The 21379-nt window shown below is 49.6% G+C and carries 17 protein-coding genes; 6 read left to right on the top strand and 11 right to left on the bottom strand.

Going from position 1 to position 21379, the window contains the following annotated elements; all coding sequences use genetic code 11:
• Positions 1–38: 38 nt before the first annotated feature.
• The 4 genes from AC5YB1_RS16235 to AC5YB1_RS16220 all read right to left on the bottom strand — a co-directional run bounded on the left by AC5YB1_RS16235 (position 39) and on the right by AC5YB1_RS16220 (position 4146).
• Positions 39–452 carry a YjfI family protein gene (locus tag AC5YB1_RS16235; protein WP_110455921.1) on the bottom strand — a complete coding sequence of 138 codons (414 nt, stop codon included), beginning with the start codon at positions 450–452 and terminating at the stop codon, positions 39–41.
• A 77-nt stretch (positions 453–529) separates the two neighbouring features.
• Positions 530–2257 carry a polyamine aminopropyltransferase gene (locus tag AC5YB1_RS16230; protein WP_494520016.1) on the bottom strand — a complete coding sequence of 576 codons (1728 nt, stop codon included), beginning with the start codon at positions 2255–2257 and terminating at the stop codon, positions 530–532.
• A 24-nt stretch (positions 2258–2281) separates the two neighbouring features.
• Positions 2282–3181 carry a DUF350 domain-containing protein gene (locus AC5YB1_RS16225; protein ID WP_494520015.1) on the bottom strand — a complete coding sequence of 300 codons (900 nt, stop codon included), beginning with the start codon at positions 3179–3181 and terminating at the stop codon, positions 2282–2284.
• A gap of 11 nt (positions 3182–3192) precedes the next feature.
• The gene (locus tag AC5YB1_RS16220) at positions 3193–4146 is read right to left on the bottom strand and encodes a hypothetical protein (protein ID WP_494520014.1); all 954 of its coding nucleotides are present in this window, start codon (positions 4144–4146) and stop codon (positions 3193–3195) included.
• A 241-nt stretch (positions 4147–4387) separates the two neighbouring features.
• Between AC5YB1_RS16220 and glnE the strand changes: the two genes are divergently transcribed.
• On the top strand, positions 4388–7264 hold the full coding sequence (glnE, locus tag AC5YB1_RS16215) for a bifunctional [glutamate--ammonia ligase]-adenylyl-L-tyrosine phosphorylase/[glutamate--ammonia-ligase] adenylyltransferase (protein WP_494520013.1): 2877 nt from the start codon (positions 4388–4390) through the stop codon (positions 7262–7264).
• A 19-nt stretch (positions 7265–7283) separates the two neighbouring features.
• Here the strand turns inward: glnE and AC5YB1_RS16210 are convergent, their stop codons facing one another.
• The 3 genes from AC5YB1_RS16210 to AC5YB1_RS16200 form a co-directional block, all read right to left on the bottom strand.
• Positions 7284–8078, bottom strand: a complete 795-nt coding sequence (locus tag AC5YB1_RS16210; protein ID WP_494520012.1) for an ABC transporter permease — start codon at positions 8076–8078, stop codon at positions 7284–7286.
• A 9-nt stretch (positions 8079–8087) separates the two neighbouring features.
• Positions 8088–9224, bottom strand: a complete 1137-nt coding sequence (zapE, locus tag AC5YB1_RS16205; RefSeq protein ID WP_494520011.1) for a cell division protein ZapE — start codon at positions 9222–9224, stop codon at positions 8088–8090.
• 286 nt (positions 9225–9510) lie between these two features.
• Complete coding sequence (locus tag AC5YB1_RS16200) at positions 9511–10437, bottom strand: LpxL/LpxP family Kdo(2)-lipid IV(A) lauroyl/palmitoleoyl acyltransferase (RefSeq protein ID WP_494521661.1); 927 nt, start codon at positions 10435–10437, stop codon at positions 9511–9513.
• A gap of 102 nt (positions 10438–10539) precedes the next feature.
• Here AC5YB1_RS16200 and hldE point away from each other — a divergent pair, with 102 nt between their 5' ends.
• Positions 10540–11970, top strand: coding sequence for a bifunctional D-glycero-beta-D-manno-heptose-7-phosphate kinase/D-glycero-beta-D-manno-heptose 1-phosphate adenylyltransferase HldE (hldE, locus tag AC5YB1_RS16195; protein ID WP_494520010.1), 1431 nt, complete (start codon positions 10540–10542; stop codon positions 11968–11970).
• Positions 11967–12800, top strand: a complete 834-nt coding sequence (locus tag AC5YB1_RS16190) for a hypothetical protein (RefSeq protein ID WP_494520009.1) — start codon at positions 11967–11969, stop codon at positions 12798–12800. The genes hldE and AC5YB1_RS16190 overlap by 4 nt, the downstream gene beginning before the upstream one ends.
• 73 nt (positions 12801–12873) lie before the next feature.
• On the opposite strand, the gene AC5YB1_RS16185 is transcribed toward AC5YB1_RS16190, so the two are convergent.
• From AC5YB1_RS16185 to AC5YB1_RS16170, 4 genes are all read right to left on the bottom strand, one after another.
• The gene (locus AC5YB1_RS16185) at positions 12874–13164 is read right to left on the bottom strand and encodes a hypothetical protein (RefSeq protein WP_494520008.1); all 291 of its coding nucleotides are present in this window, start codon (positions 13162–13164) and stop codon (positions 12874–12876) included.
• 361 nt (positions 13165–13525) lie between these two features.
• Positions 13526–14908 carry an NAD(P)(+) transhydrogenase (Re/Si-specific) subunit beta gene (locus AC5YB1_RS16180; protein ID WP_494520007.1) on the bottom strand — a complete coding sequence of 461 codons (1383 nt, stop codon included), beginning with the start codon at positions 14906–14908 and terminating at the stop codon, positions 13526–13528.
• A gap of 6 nt (positions 14909–14914) precedes the next feature.
• Entirely contained in the window at positions 14915–15190 is a 276-nt protein-coding gene (locus AC5YB1_RS16175) for an NAD(P) transhydrogenase subunit alpha part 2 (protein ID WP_248977486.1), read from the bottom strand.
• Entirely contained in the window at positions 15190–16362 is a 1173-nt protein-coding gene (locus AC5YB1_RS16170) for a Re/Si-specific NAD(P)(+) transhydrogenase subunit alpha (RefSeq protein ID WP_494520006.1), read from the bottom strand. The genes AC5YB1_RS16175 and AC5YB1_RS16170 overlap by 1 nt, the downstream gene beginning before the upstream one ends.
• Positions 16363–16693: 331 nt before the next feature.
• On the opposite strand from AC5YB1_RS16170, the gene AC5YB1_RS16165 reads away from it, so the two are divergent.
• The 3 genes from AC5YB1_RS16165 to AC5YB1_RS16155 all read left to right on the top strand — a co-directional run bounded on the left by AC5YB1_RS16165 (position 16694) and on the right by AC5YB1_RS16155 (position 21013).
• Entirely contained in the window at positions 16694–18478 is a 1785-nt protein-coding gene (locus AC5YB1_RS16165) for an assimilatory sulfite reductase (NADPH) flavoprotein subunit (RefSeq protein WP_494520005.1), read from the top strand.
• 92 nt (positions 18479–18570) lie between these two features.
• Positions 18571–20268 (top strand): assimilatory sulfite reductase (NADPH) hemoprotein subunit, encoded by a 1698-nt coding sequence (gene cysI, locus AC5YB1_RS16160; RefSeq protein WP_494520004.1) that lies wholly within the window; start codon positions 18571–18573, stop codon positions 20266–20268.
• A complete protein-coding gene (locus tag AC5YB1_RS16155; protein ID WP_494520003.1) occupies positions 20261–21013 on the top strand; it encodes a phosphoadenylyl-sulfate reductase in 753 nt (250 codons plus the stop codon). The genes cysI and AC5YB1_RS16155 overlap by 8 nt, the downstream gene beginning before the upstream one ends.
• The last annotated feature ends 366 nt before the right edge of the window (positions 21014–21379 follow it).

Here is a 21379-nt window from a genome sequence, read left to right as displayed (position 1 = left end):
TCTCGCTCACAGTTACCACAAGTTAATTTGGTCTGAATCTAGTTTAAGAACTCGCTGAGTTCATCGATCACTTCTAAGCAGTTATCCGACAGTACCGATAACTCTTGTTCAATTTCTTTCATGCTCGAGTTGACCGACAGCGCTCCGTACACCACGTATTTGTCGTCAATTTTGGCAAAAGAGGACAGCGGCATGGGAATATTAAGCTCTAGCATGGTTTCGAACATCTGGCTGCGACGCTCGGGTTTTACTTCATCTTCGCCCCACAGATAACTGATGCACAGCACCTGATTCTCTGTGACCGACACAAATAACGGTATCTCTTCACGTCCAACAATATTGACTTGTAACACCTCAACATCACCGTCAATGGGATAGCAATCAAACTGAAAGCCAGTGTGGCTATTGTCGCCAAGATCATTGAGGTGGTTGGCAATTTGGTGAATGTTCATAGTTGTCCTCTTTGACATATTATGTCTGCGGTTAAAGATAGCACTGAGACATAATATGTCAAGCGCTATTTTACGATTCAAAATAGGGTTAGATTTTCATTTTCAGACCAAGCTTGTTGATGATACTGATACAGCTGCATTGAGCCAATCTCATTCACTTTTACCTCATCGGCGTGTTGATAATAGTTGCCAGGAAACTCAAATGCCCCTTTGATAAGCCCCGGCGTTAACCAAGCTTCCTCTATCGATAACTGGGCCAGCGCTTGCAGACGCTCACGTGGCGCTTTGCCTGCAAGGGTGGCGATACTCCAGCCCCACTCGCCAAAACTGGGCACATTATGGTGATATTGCTGCATATTAAACCCTGCGCTGGCGAGGGTCTTACCCACAGAAATAAACGCCTTAGGGGCATGATAGGGCGAGGTCGATTGGATCGTAATTGCGCCGTCTGCGCTCAGTAGCTCTTTGAGTTTAAGGTAAAACATGTCGGAGTAGAGTTTATTGAGATCCGGATGGCTCGGGTCGGGTAGGTCGACAATAATGGCATCAAATTTATCGCCGCGGCGGATCAGTTTATCGGCGCCATTAAAGGCATCATCGAAGACCAGCTCGACCCGCTTGTCGTTGAGCGCATCATTATTGAGCTTAAGCAAGGCGTGACGCAGTCGCGTCGGCATGGCGTCATTGGGGTTTTTAAATAACGCCACTAAGTCCGCATCCAGATCCATAAGTGTCACCTGCTGGGGTTGCCACTTGAGGACTTGGCGTAAGCCTAAGCCATCGCCGCCGCCAATTATCAGCACCTTGTCATGGCGCGCACTGGCTTCGAGTGTCGGATGAACTAAAAACGCATGGTAGATATGCTCATCCTGGCTAGAAAACTGCAGCCGGCCATTAATGTAAAGCGAATACACCGGGGGCAGATCATTTCCGCGTAAGCGTTCGGTAAAGGTTAGCTGTTGGAAGCGAGTCGCCTTGGCGTAGATCACTTTATCTTTGTAGAGCAAGTTATTAAATTGTTGCTCCCACTGCGGCCCATGGCTGGCGAGCAGGACTAACAAGCCGCTAGCGATAATATGGCCAGCGAGCAGTAATTTGGCGTGAGTGATATTATCCCAAAAGCGCCAAATAAAGATGAAGCCTGCGAGCAGGTTAAAGCTGGCGGTTAAGGCCGCCGCCAGTTGAATATCGATGGCTAACATCAATGTCACCCAAATCGCCGCGCCTACCCCTGCGCCAATATAGTCGGCGCCATAAATGGTGCCAGCATTGTGCAGCAAATGGGCTTCACACAGGGATTGTCTGACTCTGGCGATCAGCGGGATCTCCATGCCGATCATCAAGCCCAGCAATACTCCCCAAAAATAGGGCAGATACTCACTTAGTTTTTGCAAGCTGCCGATAAAGCCGCCTTGAGGCAGCTGATCGGGTGGCAGGCCGATAGTGTTAGCGATCAGCATCGGCAGCTGCTGACCAAAGCCGATGACGGCGGCGGTGATTAAAATCGCCAAGGCGCCGCACAGGGCGACACTGAGTTCTAAAATCGCAAAGCCAGTATAAGCGCAGCGAATTTTTCGCGCCGCAAAGGCGCCAATACCCATGGAGACGATCATTAGGCCAATCATGGTGTAGATGGCGGCTTCTAATGCGCCGAGCACTCGCCCGGCATAGTGAGACAATAAGTATTCGTAAATCAGACCGCAGCCAGCCAGTACGGCCATGATGCCCAGCAACAGTAGATCGTCAAACCAGGTGAGTTTTTTGGCGCCAACCGAGGTTGGCGCAGTCGTGGGAGAAGAGTGCATTACATCCTTGCTGGTGTGGTTAGATTACACCATCAAACTGGTTAAAATAAGGGCGATAGCCACGCTAATGGCCAATTCAACGGTGGCGATCCCCACATTGTGTTGCAGCTCCACCTCTTCGGCCAAATTGATGTTAGCTAAGACTAACTTTTTCACTAAGGCTTGCAGCAAAGAGAGCGCCAGCAGCATGATCACCGAAAACACTAACCAGCCAATAATATTGTTGATATAGGCATCGGGGATAAAAATAATAAAGTGACTGGCGGCATTAAAGCTCAGCGCCATCGCTAACATATAGCCGCTGTGGCGAATGGCTAATGCGGTTTGACCTTGAGCTAAGGCTTGTTGCATCGAGGTATCTTGGTGGCGTTTAGCGTAGCCTTTTTCACGGATGCGGGTGAGTAACACCAACATGAGTTGTGAAATAGCAAATGCACTAAAGATAGCGATAAAGGTATCTAGAGTCAGATCTTCAGCCCAAATCAGTACGGCGCGAATAATAATGGCAGTGGCGATGGCTGCGGTGGCATCGACAATTGCCACCGAAATATTACCCTTAATGATGAGGGCGTTTTTATCAATCTCGTTAAGGGCGATCTTATCGTGTAAAAAGCGCCCCAGTTTGATCAGCATTAAGCCGAAGATGCCGTAGGCACTCATGCCGATAGCTTCAACCCAGTATGACTCGGCCGCCTCACCAGTGATGGCGCCCGTTAGCACTATGCCTAAGCCTGCCACTGCGCCAGCGGTGCTGATACCAAAGGCAAAATTATCGCGCTCAGACAGTTCATGGGTGCTGTTCACCTTAACGGTCCAGCCCTGCAGGTAGCGTATCGCCGTAAGGAGGATAATGGCGATAGCAAGATCGATCCCCAAAATGATGGCCAGTTCGGTGGTGATACCGAAGTGTTGCAATATTGTCATCTTAATTTCCTTTATTTGCCCCGACGGACACCGCGTGTCGTGCGACTGCCTGAATTTCTAAAGTTGCTGTTTTTGGAGTAGTTAGAGCGAAATTTACTGCCACTGCTGCGGCCAGCCGTGCTGGCTTTAGGCACGCTGGCACTTTGGCGTGACAAGCTAGTAGAACCTGCACGCGGCTTGGCATAGGGGCTGTCGAACTTTTTCCCCTGGGCATTAAACTGCTTTTTGGTACGCTCAAAGGTTTGATTCTGCGCCTGAGCTTGTTTCGGTGATGTGTAACGGTAGCGACCGACATCATTGTAATAACTGTAGTTACGGCGGCTCGACCAACGGTCGTAATACACTGGGCCGCGCACCAGATTAGAGAACATGGCATACATGCCATACCAGGCCCAAAACGACATGCCGTCGGAGCCTGTTTGCCAATTACCGTAGGCGGGGTTACCAACCAGTTGACTGCCTGCACCAAAATCTTCGGCGCCATTGGCCAGTACTGCCGCCTCACGGCTGATGGCATTGACCCGTGCCAAGGCGCCATCTGACATATCGGCGACCACATTAACCGGATCCGACAGCATATCGTTAAACAGGCTAGGATCGGCGGCTTGATAGAGGTTTTCTGCTTCGCTGAGCTGTTGATCCAGATCGACAAAGTTATTGCCATCACTGAGCTCGTTAAGGCGTCGTTGCAGCGAGGTATACATAGGCCCGGCTGACGTTGCATCTTTGGCTAACTCGCGCAGCAGTGGGGCGAGATCGGTTTTTTGTCCTTCGAGCACCTCAACATACTGCCTGAGTAGGTTGGCATTACGGATCTCACCATTGTCGAGCATCTGACCCAGATTATTGATGCGCTCTTGGGCGAGCTGTTGAAATTTTGCGATTTTTTCTGGCCTGTCATCACCGCAGCCCGTTAAGGTCAGCAGTAAGGTCAGGGTGAGAATGCGCATTAGCATTACTGCCATGTTTTCTCCATAAACATAAGGTTAGATTACAACGGATAAAGGATGAACCGTTGAGCACTTCTTTGCATAATATAGCGACTAGTTGGGTTATAGTAACCCTTAAACGCGATCAATTTCGTCTCCTGCGGCCCTTTTTATTGCGGCACAGGGCTCGATAAGCCATATCGCGCGAATTAACGCATATCTATATCATTCGAGACATATTATGTCGAATGTTTAAATGTTAGGGATTGTTTAGGCTATGGAAAATATCACGCATCACCCGTTACCCGCAGTGGTTAAGCAAGCCGCAGAATTGCAATGGCAACGCCTGACTGACGTTTGGCCTGATATGTCTGAGCAGTTAACAACAGAGCAAGAGGCACAATTACGCCAGATGCTCGGTTTAAGTGACTTTGTCGCCGAGCAGCTTTGCCGCCACCCAAACTGGATCATGTCGTTATTTGAAGGGCAATTAGCAAGCCTAGACCGTGCCGATTTCAGCAACGAGTTAAACTCCTTGTTGGCGGGTGCTAGCGATGAAGAGCAGGTCAAAGCCATATTGCGCCGCTATCGCAATCGGCAAATGGTGCGTTTGGCCTGGCGTGATTTTCAAGGCTATGCCTCACTCAATGAAGCCCTACTCGATTTATCGGCGCTAGCCGAAGCGCTCATTATTGCGGCGCGCGATTGGCTTTATCAGCAAATGTGCACGCAACATGGTACGCCATGCGATAGCGAAGGGGTTGCGCAGCCCTTGATGATTTTGGGCATGGGCAAGCTGGGGGGACGTGAGCTTAATTTCTCCTCCGATATCGATCTGATCTTTACCTTTCCCGAACATGGCGAGACCCGTGGTGGTCGGCGCGCCTTAGACAATCAACAATTTTTTATTCGTATGGGTCAGCGCTTAGTGAATTTACTTCACCAAGTGACGGTCGATGGCTTTGTGTATCGAGTCGATATGCGTCTGCGTCCCTATGGCGAGAGCGGCCCCTTGGTGGTCAGTTTTAGCGGCCTTGAAGATTATTACCAAGAGCAGGGCCGAGACTGGGAGCGCTACGCCATGGTGAAAGCCCGCGCGCTGGGGCCGTGGAACGCGTTTTCTGATGAGCTACATGACATGTTACGCCCGTTTGTTTATCGGCGTTATTTAGATTTCTCGGCCATCGAGTCACTGCGTAAGATGAAACAGCTGATCAGCCAAGAGGTGCGCCGGCGTAAGTTGACCGACAATATCAAGCTGGGCGCTGGTGGGATCCGTGAAGTGGAGTTTGTGGTGCAAAGCTTTCAATTAATTCGCGGCGGCCGTGAGCCCGCGTTGCGCCAGCAGAGTCTGTTTGCTGCCATCGATACGCTGTACCACTTAGGCCAACTTGAATATTTGGCGGTCGATGAGCTGAAAAACAGCTATCAACTGCTAAGGCGTGTCGAAAACTTATTACAAGCCATTGGCGATCATCAAACTCAGACCTTACCTAGCAGCGAACTCGATTGGCAGCGTCTCTGTTTTGCCATGGACATGACGGATGAGGCTGAACTTCGCAGCCATATCGATGCGGCGATGAGTAAAATTCACCGTTATTTTAACGACACCGTCGGTGGCCAAGATACCGAAGAGATCTGCGATCTGTGGACGCAACAGTTATGGAATGTGCAAGACGATGACGATGCACATAGCCTGATGGAAGAACAAAGCATTGCCGATCTCGCCTTATGGCCAGCGTTAAAAAGTTGGCGCGAGACAGTTGCTAAACGCACAATAGGTCCACGTGGACGAGACACCTTAGATAAATTAATGCCTTTGCTGTTGCAGGAATTCACTCATCTGGCGGCACCGTCTAAGGCCTTTACGCCGGTCTCTAAGGTGCTGGATCAAATTTTAACTCGCACTACCTATTTAGAGCTGTTGTTTGAAAACCCCGGTGCGCGCCAGCAATTGGTGAGTCTGTGTGTGGCCAGTCCGTGGATCGCGCAGCAGTTAGCCAAATTTCCCATGTTGCTTGATGAGCTTATCGACCCATCGCAGCTGTATGACACCACATCGCTCGACGATTACCCCAGTGAGTTACGCCAATATTTACTGCGGGTTCCCGAAGAGGATATGGAGCAGCAAATGGAAGCCTTACGGCAGTTTAAATTGTCGCAGCAGTTAAAAATTGCCGCCGCCGACGTCACCGGCGTATTGCCTGTGATGCAGGTGAGCGATCATCTCACATTTTTGGCTGAGGCGATCATCGAGCAGGTGATTCAGCAGGCATGGCAACAGGTCGTGGCGCGCCATGGGGTGCCGCCCCACTTGCAAGGCGAGCAGATGGGCTTTGCCGTGATAGGTTATGGTAAAGCCGGTGGCATAGAGCTGGGGTATGGCTCAGATCTTGATTTAGTGTTTTTGCATGACTATAGCCGCGAAAAATATCCACAGAGTAGCCAAACCGATGGCGATCGCCCTGTTGATATTGGTCATTTTTACTTAAAGCTGGCCCAGCGAGTGTTACATCTGTTTTCAACTCGTACCACCTCGGGTGAACTGTACGAAGTCGATATGCGCCTGCGTCCCTCGGGCGCATCGGGTTTACTGGTGAGTGAAATTGAATATTTTGGGCGCTATCAACAAGAGGAAGCTTGGACCTGGGAGCATCAAGCCTTAGTACGTGCACGCTTCCTATTTGGTGATAATGCCTTGGCGGTGCGCTTTAGTGAGCTGCGCCGCGATGTGCTGGCGATGGCACGCGATAATAACCAGCTGGCGAAAGAGGTGCGAGAGATGCGCCAGAAAATGCGTGCTCACCTGTTGAAAGTTGAGTCGGGTTATTTCGATTTAAAACAAAGTCCCGGTGGCATTGCCGATATCGAGTTCATTGCCCAATACCTAGTCTTAGCGCATACCTATACCCACCCTGAGTTAGCAACCTGGTCTGATAATGTGCGCATTTTTGAAACGCTTTCAGAGTTAGAGTTATTAGCGCATCTCAGTGCCCAACATTTGACTCAAGCCTATTGCTTTTTGCGTGATGAAAGTCACCGACTGACATTACAGCAAGCACCCGGCCAGCTGCCGCTGGAGCGGGTGGCGTCTCATACCCAGCGGGTACTGTCTATCTATGAGCAAGTCCTCGGAAGTGATGAGTCGCAATAACCAGATTGATACTCGGTCGCTAGTCAGATGGAATACGCCGCAGTAACAGTTTACCGCTGGCATTGAGGCTATAGTTAACCGACAAGCTGAGGGCGAGGGTGACACATAAGCTGAGCATGATAAATATGGCCAGTAAGATGATCAGCTGATATTTGATCGCCAGCATAGGATCGCTACCGCCCAATATTTGCCCTGTCATCATGCCGGGTAAGGTGACTAATCCTGTGGTGCTCATCGAGGCCAATATGGGCGCTAACGCTTGGCGTAATGCCTGTTGAACAAAAGGCTTAGCGGCCTGTTTTGGCCGCGCCCCCAGGGCTAGGCGGCCTTCATATTCACTGCGATTCTCCTCTAAAGCGTTAAATAGGCGCTGCAGGGCAACGATATTGCCGCTGAGGCTATTGCCTAATAACATACCAGCCAGCGGGATCAAATACTGGGCGCTATAGGTGGGCGTGGGTTGCAGTAATCCCAGTAGTAAAATGGCCAATACCGGCAATAACGACAGGCTGACGCTGGCTAGCATGGGCAAAAATAGCACCCGCTTAGGCAATTTTGCGCCGCCTAAAATGGCACTCGCACCAATTAACATCATGGCTGCTAACCACGTCAAGTTGAGCCAGACACTGTTGAGATCGAACAAAAACTGTAAGTAGATCCCCACCAGCAGGAGTTGCAGCGTCATACGCAGCACCGCAATGCCAATATCACGGCCGATCCCCAATTGTAGCCAGTGATTAATGGTTGCTGGGATGCTGAGTAGCAGCATAAACAGCGTTAAATCTACCCAACTAATATCAATGGTTGCTTGCATATCGCGTCTCTAGTGATCGCTCTTATCGACAGCGCTAAGTGTAGCGGTTAAATATTGGCGTGATTGCATTTCAATCAGCCGGCTCTGGGTACGCTTAAACTCAAAGGCCAATGCCCCTGGGGTATAAAGGTGCTCCAGTGGCAGGGCGGCATGTAAATACAGCTGTACTTGTTGATCGTAAAGCTCATCGACCAAGGCGATAAAGCGCCGCGCCGGATCGTCATTGGCAGCGTAGTGTAACTGCCGCTCGCCAGTCTGGGTGGCCTGTGCGCCATCTTCGGTGCCCCGGGCGCGTATCCATGAGCGCGGCGCTCCGCCCAGCGGCGGAATGTCGCTGAGTAAAATAGTGCGATAACAACTGGCTAGCTCAATATAATCCAGTTGAGATCGCGGCCCATCACAGAGGGCATCGAAGCTTAGCCAAAGTGTGCTGCGGGTGCGTTTTATTACCGGGATCTGTCGACCTAAGATCTGGATCGGCTGGGTTTGTACCTCAGTGTCATCACGCAGTTGTTCAAACAGTGCGTCAAACCGAGCAGCATGGTTGTAAAAGTAGGTTTGTTGATAAGTTAATTGCCGCAGACGATGATCGAGCGGGCCGTCAAGATGGAACGCTTGAGTATGCTTATTGAGCAGGTCGATGGTAGGTAAAAAACGCTCGCGAGCTAAGCCGTTTTCATACAGCTTATCGATGGGGGTATTAGAGGTCGCAACCAGCACGATACCGCGGCGAAATAAGGCCTCAAACAGCTTGCCTAAAATCATCGCATCGCCAATATCGGCAACAAAAAACTCATCGAAACAGATAACCTTGCACTGCTTAGCGAGGCGCTGGGCAATCCGCTCTAACGGGTTTTGCTGGCCCTGTTCGAGTCGCATCTCTTGATGCATTCGCGCCATAAAACGGTGAAAGTGCAGCCTAAGTGGCATATTGGCGGGCAGGCTCTGGCAAAATAGATCCATCAGCATGGTCTTACCGCGACCGACACTTCCCCATAGATAGAGGCCGTTAATGTGCGGCGTTTGGCTGTGGAGTTGTTGATACAGGTGCTCTAACTGTTCGATGGCGGCTCGCTGGTGGGGGTCGTCAACAAAATGGGCTTCACTTTGTAATTGGGCGAATCGTTGGCGTGGAGAGAGTGACATGAACACTGTGGGTTATTGACCAATCGCATCAGTATATCAGCATATTATGACAATAATCGAATGGGGCCCGTTTAGCATGCTTGCCCGTAAGTGAGGTAAATTGTCTTAGGTGGCTCGCTGTTCTGAGTGACCACAACATGGGTATCGACCCGAGTAAAAGGGCCGCAGGGAGGCGCTGAGTCTGCAGCTCTTTGCGATGGGACGTTGCTATGAAAAGTGATTATGGGAAGTGACTCGCAGCGGGTAGCAATCATAACGCCAGCACTGCGCTGGCGTTATGATGAGCTTATTGATACAGCGACGGATCGTCTTGATTAGGGCGAGTTTTAAAGCGGCGATGCAGCCACATATATTGGGCGCGATTACGATTGATGATAGACTCGATAATTTGGTTACCGCGAATGGCATCTTCGATTTCATTGTCGCCGGGAAAATTATCCAGTGGCGCTTGGACTTCAATGGTGTAGCCCTTATCGTCGCCGTTGCGTTCGACCACAAAAGGCAAGACTTTAGCTTTGCCTAGCTTAGCCAAGGTGGTTGCGCCTGTGATGGTGGCGGCATCGGGCACATTAAAGAAGGGAATAAAGACAGCGCTTGAACGGCCAAAGTCTTGATCGGCCGTATACCAGATAACATCGGGGGCTCTGAGGCTGCGCACCATTTGACGTAAATCTCGCTTAGGTACCAAGCCTTTGTTGGAGCGTAATCGGCCATTAACCTGCAGATATTCCATCAATGGGTTGTTATGTGGCCGATACACGCCGATACCGGGTTGAAACTGACCAAAGATGCGCGCGCCCATCTCTAGGGGTAGACAATGCACCGCAAACAAGATAACCCCTTGGCCGCTAGCCAAGGTTTGCTCGACATGTTCTTGGCCTTTAATCGTCATATGGCGCTGTACTTTGGCATCTGACCACCACCATGCGTTGGCGATATCAAAGATGGCTTTGCCAGTCTCTTCAAAATTCCGATTCAGCAATTGCGCTTGCTCTTGCGCTGGCATATCAGGAAAGCACAGCTCTATATTACGTTTGGCGGTATGCACTCGGCTGCCAGCCACTCTTTTAGCGAAGCGCCCAAGCATTTTCCCCAGCCACATCTGCATCGGTAGGGGTAACAACTGAGTGAGGCGCATCAAGCCGACGCCCAACCAGACTAGCCAATATTTAGGATGACAAAATGTTACCGAGAATTCTGCTTTTTCGACCACGAGCCACTCAAATCTATTAATCAAAATTACTGCACATTCTAACTCAAATATTAGGTAAAATTAGGTATAATCATGGATTAATTTTTAAAAGATAAGCCCAATATGAAGATTTCTCTGCCAGCATTTGAAAAAGCTAAAGTTCTCGTGGTCGGCGATGTGATGTTAGACCGTTACTGGACCGGACCGACTGGGCGCATCTCTCCTGAGGCTCCGGTACCTGTGGTGCGAGTCAATCAGGTTGAAGATAGACCGGGCGGCGCAGCTAACGTGGCGCTGAATATTGCAGCCTTGGGCGGCAACGTTCGCCTAGCGGGTATTGTTGGCGAAGATGAAACTGCCACAGCCCTTACCCAAGGCGTGCAAGCCTTAGGTGTTGAGCCTAAATGGTTCAGAGTAGCTGAGAAGCCGACAATCACTAAGCTCAGAATTTTGTCACGTAATCAGCAATTGCTGCGTTTAGATTTTGAAGAGCCTTATCTGCCCGCGCACAGTCAAGCGCTGTTAAATAGTGCCGAGAGCGAATTTACCGATGTATCTGTTGTGGTGCTGTCTGATTACGCTAAGGGCGCATTAGATAAGCCGCAAGAGTTTATTGCCAGAGCGAAAGCGAAGGGCATTAAAGTCTTGGTCGATCCTAAAGGCAGTGACTTTTCTCGTTATCGCGGCGCAACGCTATTAACGCCCAACATGCTTGAGTTTGAGCAAGTTGTGGGGACTGTGCGCGATGAAGCGGATCTGGTAGAGAAGGCACAGGCGTTGCTTAAAGAGCATGATTTAGAAGCCATGTTGGTGACGCGTTCAGAAAAAGGCATGACCCTTATCACCGCTAACGCGCCTGAGTTACATATTCCGACCGTGGCCCGTGAAGTGTACGATGTGACAGGTGCTGGTGATACAGTTATTTCGGCGCTTGCTACCGCCTTAGCCGCGGGAAGCGATCTGCCACAAGCATGTGCGATTGCTAACACTGCCGCAGGGATTGTTGTCGGTAAGCGAGGCACCTCAACGGTGAGCCGTATCGAATTGATCGCCGCCTTAAACTTAAGCCATGGCGAGAGCGGCTTTGGGGTGATAAGCGAAGATCAGTTAGTTTATGCGCTAGAAGAGGCGAAGCTGCGCGGTGAGCGCGTGGTGATGACCAATGGCTGTTTTGATATTTTACATGCGGGCCATGTTAGCTATTTGCAGCAAGCCAAAGCCTTGGGCGATCGCTTAATTGTGGCGGTTAATGATGATGAGTCGGTAAAGCGTCTCAAAGGCGATGGTCGTCCGGTCAATCAACTGGATCGCCGCATGGCGGTGCTTGCTGGACTTGCGTCGGTCGACTGGGTGGTGTCATTTAGTGAAGATACGCCGCAACGCATTATTGCCCGCCTGCTGCCCAATATGTTGGTTAAAGGTGGCGACTATCAGGTTGAGGATATCGCAGGGGGTAAAGAGGTGATTGCCGCCGGTGGCAGCGTTGAAGTGCTTGGCTTTGAAGATGGTGTATCTACTACAGCGATAATACAAAATATCATGGCGAAACAGTGATCTCAGAGGCGTTACTGCTAGCCAGTGCTTGGTTGTGGGTCCCTATGTCCCATGGGCAAGCATTGGTTTGTCATACGCCTGAGCTTGTTCAATGTTTAGCCCTGTTACCCAGCGATGCGCGTCAGCAACTGCCACCCAAGCGAGAGCTGCTTAAAGAGCTGGGTAACCGTGGCGCCATGGCGAAACCTATCGACCACCCTGAGATCACTGGGGTGGTATTGCTTAACCCTGAGAATATTCCTCGATTATCGTCGGCACGTTGGAGCGGCGAGTTGTATAGCTTAGCCCTTGATAATGCCGTGCCAATGACGCTCTGGCATGAGCTGGGGCATTTGGCTGTGACCTCTTCTGCGTCAGCATGGTTAACTCAGCATCCCTTGTCGGGTTATCAACATGAGTGGCTGGCCGATATTTACCTCGTGTGGGTGCTGGCAAGGCAAGGGCAAGACCAGCATCTGGCTTGGCAGCAATACCATAAACGTAATCTCGCGATGTTTGATAATGTGCTGGCTCTCTCTCACTGGTCAGCGCCTATGCTGGCTCAGTTGCTGCATAGTTATAGCTGGCAGGAGTTAGGTCAGTTTAAGGATTTTGATCGCTTAATCGATGAGATTTATCCGACGTTACACCAATATCAGGCCGATGAATTAAATGAGTTTGCAAGTTTGTCACAGCATCTTTTTGGCAGCAGTATTCGCTATAGACTGCCACATTATATGTTTTGGCGCCGGGCACAAATGGCGGATGTGATTCGACCGACACTGGAACACCTTATGGGTAAGCCAAAGGCGCTAGCGTGGTTAGATACGCAGACCATGAGTGGTGATTAAGCCTCATTGACACTTGGAGCTCGCTAGAGCAAAACGCGCCGATGTCTCAAGGGCAAGTTGCACCACTGATACACTATAACTGTTGCCGTGGCGGGCGACGCTCACGCAATATCACATTGGGGTTAAAGTCGATATCACCTTCATCATTGATGGTCACCAACTGATCTTCCTGTTTGGCTATTGCTGTGGAGGTGTTTGGGGTGCGTCTAACAAACAGTAACTGGTAGCCGAGTTTGGCTAAAGTGTAGAACGCAAACCGCTGCGCATTAGTGAGCCTATCCCAATGTTCATCTGATTTAGCTTGAGAAAGGCGTCTATCTTCAGTCGATAACAGTGGATGTTTAAGTGCGATCTCTTGCAACATAATCTTCCCCTTAGGCAATAGAGAATGAGTATCGATGTCATGTGATAAATGTCATGCAGTACGTGACGCATATAATCAGAAGATTTTGGCTTTAGCAAGTTAAAGCTCAGTTTGTTACATTTGCTCTGTGTTAATGGCAGATGGTGTATATTAATTGCAGAGGCTAAGACTTAGGTGCCGATATGGTGCGGGGTATCGAAAGCGTGGCCGACAACGTTGCTGACACACGGTATAACCTACGCCTATTTCGGGCTAAAAGCTGGTCGTATTTTTAGCCAATAAAAAAGACCGCTTATGCGGTCTTTTTAACGGCTGTCTTAGATAATGTGGCTAATCCCTATGGGGTTAACCTATACCAATATTAATCAGCTTCTTTCAAACTTTGGGTTAAATCGACAATGGCCTTTTTACCATCGCCAAATAACATCAAGGTGTTATCTTTAGCAAACAGCGGATTAGGTAAGCCGGCAAACCCTGGGCTGAGAGAGCGTTTCACCACGACCACAGTGCGCGCCTTATCGACGTTTAAGATAGGCATGCCGTAAATTGGGCTGCCTTTATCCTCGCGTGCCATGGGGTTGGTCACATCGTTTGCGCCAATTACAATCGCCACATCGGTCTGCTCAAACTGAGGGTTGATCTCATCCATTTCGATTAACTGCTCGTACGGCACTTCGGCTTCAGCTAAGAGTACGTTCATGTGCCCTGGCATACGGCCAGCAACAGGGTGAATCGCGTAGAGCACTTGAGCGCCGCGAGCTTCTAGCACTGAGGCGAGTTCGCGCACCGCGTGTTGCGCCTGCGCCATTGCTAAGCCATAACCCGGTACAATCACCACGCGCTCGGCGGTTTCTAGCAGCATCGCCACTTCTTCTGGTGAAGAGGAGGTTACCTTGCCAGCATAAACTTCGTCGGCATCGATAGTTTCGCCGCCCTCGGCCATGACGCCAAATAGGACGTTAAATAGTGAACGGTTCATCGCCTTACACATGATCTGGGTCAAGATGATGCCAGAGGCCCCAACCAGTGAGCCCGACACAATCAATACCGTATTACCCGTGATAAAGCCGGTTGTCGCCGCCGCAATACCCGAGTAGGAGTTCAGCAAGGCAATTACCACTGGCATATCGGCGCCGCCGATAGGCACTACTAAGAACAAGCCCAATAATACGGACACCGCGACGAGCGCATAGATTAGCACCGTGTTGCTTGGGTCTAGCACTATGGCGACTGACAAACAGATTGCAGCGATTAATAAAGCGGCATTAATCACTTTATTGCCTGGTACTTTAATTGGATTGCCTGAGATCAACTCTTGTAACTTAGCAAAAGCAACGAACGAGCCTGACAAGGTAACCGAACCTATGAGTACCGTTAAGGCAATTGAGATCAGCGCCACGATATGGGTGGCCGAGTCAGGGTCAAGGAAGCTGGCTAAGGCGATAAACAGCGATGCACCGCCACCAAAACCGTTAAGCATAGCGACCATTTGAGGCATGGCGGTGACTTGGATTTTAGTGGCCATCAAGGCCCCAATGGTTCCGCCTAATAGAATACCGGCAATGATCCACTCGTAGCTTAAAATGCTTTGATCGAACAAGGTCACGACCACGGCTATAAACATACCTAAGGCCGATAACTGATTACCACGTACAGCGGTGCGTGGTTTAGTTAACCCTTTAATGCCTAAAATAAACAGACTCGCGGCCACGAGGTAGGCGAGATAAATAATCGTCATACTCATGTTGGCTTATTTCCTTTTAAACATGGCAAGCATGCGATTGGTAACCATATAGCCACCGACCACATTAATCGTGGCAAGTACCACAGCGATAAATCCTAATACGTTAACCCAAACACCCGCGCCAGACCCGGCCGACAGCAGGGCGCCTACCAGTGAGATGCCTGAAATGGCATTAGAGCCAGACATTAATGGGGTATGCAGGGTTGGTGGGACTTTAGTGATCAGTTCCACCCCAAGGAAAACGGCCACCACAAATAGGGTGAGTAGTAATAAAATTTCCATTATTGAGCCTCCTCTGGCGCAGCAATGTCGGGCATGCCCAATAGCGAACGGATCCGGGCGTTAACCACTTCTCCTTGATGCACGACAACAGTATCGCGCACAATTTCATCGTCAAAATCTAAATGCAGTTGGCCGTCATTATCGACGAGCAATTTCAGTAGGTTTTCGATGTTGGTGCCATACATTTGACTGGCGTGGGTTGCGGCTGTACCTGGTACATTCGAAGGACCCAAGATCGTGACACCATTATGCACAACAGTTTCATCGAGACGGGTCAGCTCACAGTTGCCGCCGGTTTCGGCAGCCAAATCGACAATGATGGTGCCAGGCTTCATGCCCTCGACCATGGCTTTAGTGATAAGCACTGGCGCCTTGCGGCCAGGAATGGCAGCGGTGGTGATAACAATATCTTGTTGTGCTAGCACATTGGTCATGGCTTGCTGTTGGCGTTTAATAAAGTCATCACTTTGCTCGGCGGCATAACCGCCTTTGGTCTCGGTGTTTTCCGTTTCCAGATCCAGCTCGACAGGCTTGGCACCGACAGACAGAATTTGTTCGCGCGCGGCGGGGCGAATATCATAAGCTTCCACCACGGCGCCAAGGCGTTTTGCCGTTGCGCATGCCTGTAGGCCAGCCACACCAACACCCATGATAAAGGCGCGGGCCGGTTTTAAGGTGCCTGCAGCCGTCATCATCATGGGGAACATGCGCGGGGCTTTATGGGCAGCCAGAAGTACTGCTTTATAGCCAGCGATAGTCGCCATTGACGATAGAATATCCATGCTCTGGGCGCGCGTGATACGTGGTACGAGCTCAAGGGCAATCGCTGTGGTCCCCGTTGTGGCAAGCGCCGTGGCATTGTCTGGGTGAGCGAGGGGATCCATCATGCCGATAAACAGCTGGTTAGCTTTGGCCTGTGTTTTGATTTCATCAAACTGGCTACCTTTACAATTAACCACTGTGATGATGTCAGCCTGGTCAAACACTTGCTCGCGGGGAGTGATAATAGCTCCAGCTTCTTGATATTGCTGATCGCTAAAACCTGCGCTTTCGCCAGCGCCGCTTTCGACAAGGATTTGGAGGTTTTTTTTGATTAACCGAGTCACGTTTGCCGGAATCAACGCAACGCGTTTTTCATCGGCTTGGCTCTCTTTTAGTAGACCTAGTTTCACTGAGAAACCTCTTAGTTAGGGACAGACGTCGTTATTAAAGTTGACTCATTATTGTGGCGTGTCTAAAAGCATAAACAAGCACGAATTTTTTATATTTGGCTTTTTAACACTGGTCAGGGCAAAAAATTTGCGCTAGGCCACAATTTCTTATTTTAAATTCTGTGCTTAACTAGTCATTTTTTACGATTTTGATTCGCCACCCTCACTTTTGTAGCTCAATTAATGCGCTTTGCATATTCCAAAAAGATATTAAAAATCATATTTTATTCTTTTTTGCTTTTCAAGTAAGGCTCTAAGCTAGGTCTATTACACTGATATAGGGCCGTCCTTCATGCTGTTAAAAGAGCTTTCATCACTGGCTTCTCCACTGTCTCAAGGGCAGGTCGATAAGCTAAAACAACTCACGAGTGAACTTACTGCGGTGCAACTGGCGTGGGTGGGCGGCTATCTGTCGGCGACTGCCGAAGTGGCGAGTCATGCCATCAATACTGCCAGTGCGCCAGAGCAAACCATCACTATTCTCTATGGTAGTCAAACAGGCAATGGCCGAGGTGTTGCGACCGACTTGGCTGAAAAAGCCCAGGCACAAGGCTATGCCGTTAATCTCGTTTCTATGGCCGACTACAAGGTGCGCCAGCTGAAACAAGAGACCTTACTACTTGCCGTGGTCAGTACCCATGGTGAAGGCGAAGCCCCTGATGATGCCATTGAGCTACACCAGTTTTTAGCATCGAAACGTGCGCCGCGTTTAGAGCAGCTTAATTATGCTGTATTAGCGCTCGGTGACTCGAGTTACGAGTTTTTCTGCCAAACCGGTAAAGACTTTGAGCAGCGCCTTGCCGCGTTAGGTGCTAAATCGATTGTGCCGCTAACTGAGTGTGATGTCGATTATGATGTGGCTGCGAGCCAATGGCAGCAGCAGGTGTTGACTGCCGTTAAGCCGTTAATCTCGGCCTCTAGCGCGAACGTGGTCTCAATAGGCGGTGTCAGTAGCGCCACTGCAGCAACTTACACTAAGCAAAAACCCTATAGCGCCGAGGTGCTAGTGAGCCAAAAATTGACCGGGCGTGATTCAGACAGAGATGTGCGCCATGTTGAGATTGATCTCGCTGACTCAGGGCTCAGTTATCAAGTGGGTGATGCACTCGGGGTATGGTTTAGTAATTCAGATGCCTTGGTTAATGAGATTTTGAGTGCCTTGTCCCTCGATGGCGCAGTGCAGGTGACGCTTGCTGAGCAAAGCCTGTCGTTTTTTGAGGCGCTTAAAGATAAGCGCGAATTAACCCAGCTTTACCCTGGACTGGTGCAAAGCTGGGCACAACTAAGCGGTGATGAAGCATTACTGGTAATTAGCGAAGACCGAGAACAGACGCGTCAGTTTGTGCTCAATCATCAACTTGCCGATCTGGTTGCTCTGTATCCGGTTGATATTACCGCTTTCCAGTTGGTCGAGTTATTGCGCCCAATCACGCCGCGCCTCTATTCGATAGCATCGAGCCAAGCCGAGGTGGACGGCGAAGTACATCTGACTGTGGCATTGGTTGCGGATGAGCGAGAAGGTGTTGCCCGTTTTGGCGGCGCGTCACACTTTTTAGCGACCGCAGCAGAGGGTGCAGCAGTTAAGGTCTATGTTGAGCCGAACAACCACTTTCGTTTGCCTGATAATCCAGAAACGCCTGTGATTATGATAGGTCCTGGCACCGGTGTGGCCCCTTTTAGGGCCTTTATGCAGGAGCGTGCCGTACAAGGGGCGGCTGGAGAAAGTTGGTTATTCTTTGGTAATCCGCACTTTGAGCAAGACTTCCTGTATCAAACCGAGTGGCAGCAATATCTTAAAGAGGGCACGCTAACCCGCTTTGATTCGGCTTTTTCGCGAGATCAGGCGCACAAGGTTTATGTGCAGCATCGCATTGCTGAGCGCGGCGAGGCCTTGTGGCAGTGGTTAGAAAAGGGGGCTCACCTCTACGTGTGTGGCGATGCCGAGCGAATGGCTAAAGATGTGCATCAAGCTCTGCTTGATGTGGTGAAGCAATATGGCAGTAAAGATGAAGAGGCGGCCGCAGCATATTTAGAGCAACTTCGCCGTGATAAACGTTATCAAAAAGATGTTTATTAATCGACGTATTACGCATTTTAGCTAAAAAACCACTTAAAGTAGCGAAACGTGCATCGGCAGCGCCCGGGCACTTATAGGGAAAGACAGTAGCCATGAGCGAACAAAAATTATCAGTAAATGAACACCTAAAGACCGACAGTAACTATTTGCGCGGCACTATCGAAGAGGGGCTAGATACCTCATTGACTGGCTCGTTCAGCGAAGGTGACCAGCAACTGATCAAGTTTCATGGTTTTTATCAGCAAGATGACCGCGATCAACGCAATGAACGTAAAGCGCAAAAGCTAGAACCTCTTTACAGTTTTATGTTGCGTGCTCGAGTGGCGGGTGGGGTGTGTACGCCGAAGCAATGGTTGGGGGTCGATAAAATTGCCTCAAACCTCACCAGCTCAAATAGCATTCGTCTTACGACGCGTCAGACGTTTCAGTATCACGGTATTCCTAAGCGTAATCTTAAAACGCTAATTCAAGATTTGGACAAAGAAGCGCTAGATTCAATCGCAGCTTGTGGTGACGTCAACCGCAACGTGATGTGTAATCCCAACCCGGTAGAGTCTAAGCTGCATCAGCAAGCTTTTTACTGGGCCAAGCAGTTGTCGGATAACTACTTGCCGCGTACTAAAGCTTACGCCGAGATATGGTTAGGTGATGACAAGGTGGCCGTCAGTGAGGGTGATGAAGTAGAGCCTGTGTATGGCAAAACGTATCTGCCGCGTAAATTTAAGATGGCGGTGGCGGTACCGCCCGATAATGATGTCGATGTCTACACCAACGACCTTGGCTTTATCGCCGTAGCTGAAGCGGGTGAGTTAATTGGTTTTAATATGGTGGCAGGCGGCGGTATGGGATCAACCCATGGCGAGGTTGCCACCTTCCCGCGTCTGGGTGATGATTTTGGCTTTATTAAAGCGGAAGATTGCCTTAAGTTTGCCGAAGCGGTACTTAAAGTGCAGCGTGACTGGGGCAATCGCTCCGATCGTAAACAGTCACGCCTTAAATACACCATTGTAAAACATGGATTTGATGCCTTTAAAGCTGAAGTTGAAAAGCGTGCTGGCATTAAGTTTGAGCCTAAACGTGATGTAGTGATCGGCGATCGCGGCGATCGTTATGGTTGGATAAAAGGCGTTGATGACCAATGGCATTTGACCCTATTTATCGAAGGCGGTCGGATTAAAGATCTACCGGATCAGCCGTTGCAAACTGGACTGCGTGAAATTGCCTTGGTACACAAAGGGGATTTTCGTATGACCTCTAATCAGAACATCATCATCGCGGGTGTTGCCGAGGCAGATAAAGCACAGATTGAAGCGATTGCGCGCCGTCACGGTTTGATGGGCAAGTTGATCAGCGAAACCCGTGGTCATTCCATTGCCTGCGTAGCATTGCCGACTTGTGCATTAGCGATGGCAGAAGCGGAGCGTTACTTTCCTGATTTCTTGACCAAAGTTGAAGCGCTGCAGGAAAAGCATGGTTTTCTCGACCAAGGTATTGTTATTCGTATGACGGGGTGCCCTAATGGTTGTGCTCGTCCTTTTGCGGCTGAAATTGGCTTGGTTGGTAAGGCTCCCGGGCGTTATAACCTCTATCTTGGTGCCAGTTTTGAAGGTACGCGATTGAATAAGCTTTATCGAGAGAATATTCAAGAGACGGAGATTTTAGCCGAACTCGATGCCCTGTTTGCTCGCTATGTCAGTGAGCGAGAAACGGGAGAAACCTTTGGTAACTTCACTGTGCGTGTCGGCGTAGTGAAAGCGGTATTAGATGCCGCCAGGGATTTTCATGGATAAATTAATGATATCGCCAAACCAGTTACAGGCGCTGATTGGCGCACCTAAAGTAGAGCAACAAGCTGAATTAGCAAAGATAAATGAATACCTTGTGACTCTTACAGCGGCCGAGCGCGTCCTGTGGGGATTAGCCTATTTACCCGGTGAGCATGGTTTGTCATCCAGTTTTGGCATTCAGGCGGCAGTCATGTTGCATCTGGTCAGTCAGGCTCAGAGTGATATTGCGGTGATCTTAACCGATACAGGTTACCTGTTTCCTGAGACTTATCAGTTTATAGATCAATTGACCGAGCGCTTGCAACTTAACCTTAAGGTGTACCGAGCGCCAATGAGCGCCGCTTGGCAAGAGGCCAAATTTGGCAAATTGTGGGAGCAGGGGCTCGATGGTCTAGAGCAGTATAATCGCATCAATAAAGTGATCCCGATGCAAAATGCACTACAAGAGCTTAATATTGGCACTTGGTTTGCGGGGTTAAGACGCACCCAAGCCAGCACTCGTGAAGCTTTGCCTATTTTAGCCATTCATGGCGAACGTTATAAATTACTGCCCATAGTCGATTGGAGTAATAAAGATGTGCATCAATATTTGATCGCACATCAATTACCCTATCATCCGCTGTGGGAGCAAGGTTATGTCTCAGTAGGTGATACCCATTCTACCCAACCCTTAACACTGGGAATGACAGAAGAAGAGACACGTTTTAATGGCTTGAAGCGGGAATGTGGCCTGCATTATGAGATTTAGGTGTTATGGGATTGGTGTATAACTGCTGGTGTTTTTTTAGGCGCTTAGATTGTAGCTATCATCATGATAGTTAAGCTAATAAGACGTTAGTCTTAATACTTTTTCATGCTTTATGCACTTTTTTTAAACATGGTTATACACAGGCTGGTGATTTGTTCTATAGTTGTAAGTTCCCGTAGATGGTTTTGATAGTTTGTCTGGATTTTATTCCGCTGGGGTAGCGTAACTTTTATCTTCCTTATAAAAAGGTTACCAGCAGACAGGGCAGCAATTCGATACCAACACGTCACTGCGAAACTTGATTGGTTTGCTAGCGCTTGCTAATTATCGCTTAGGCCCTGGATAGTCCGGTGTGGCTATCCAGGT

Source organism: Shewanella sp. 433 (genome assembly GCF_059338565.1).
Note: the sequence above shows the minus strand (reverse complement) of the source record. Positions and strands in the feature narration are given on the sequence as shown.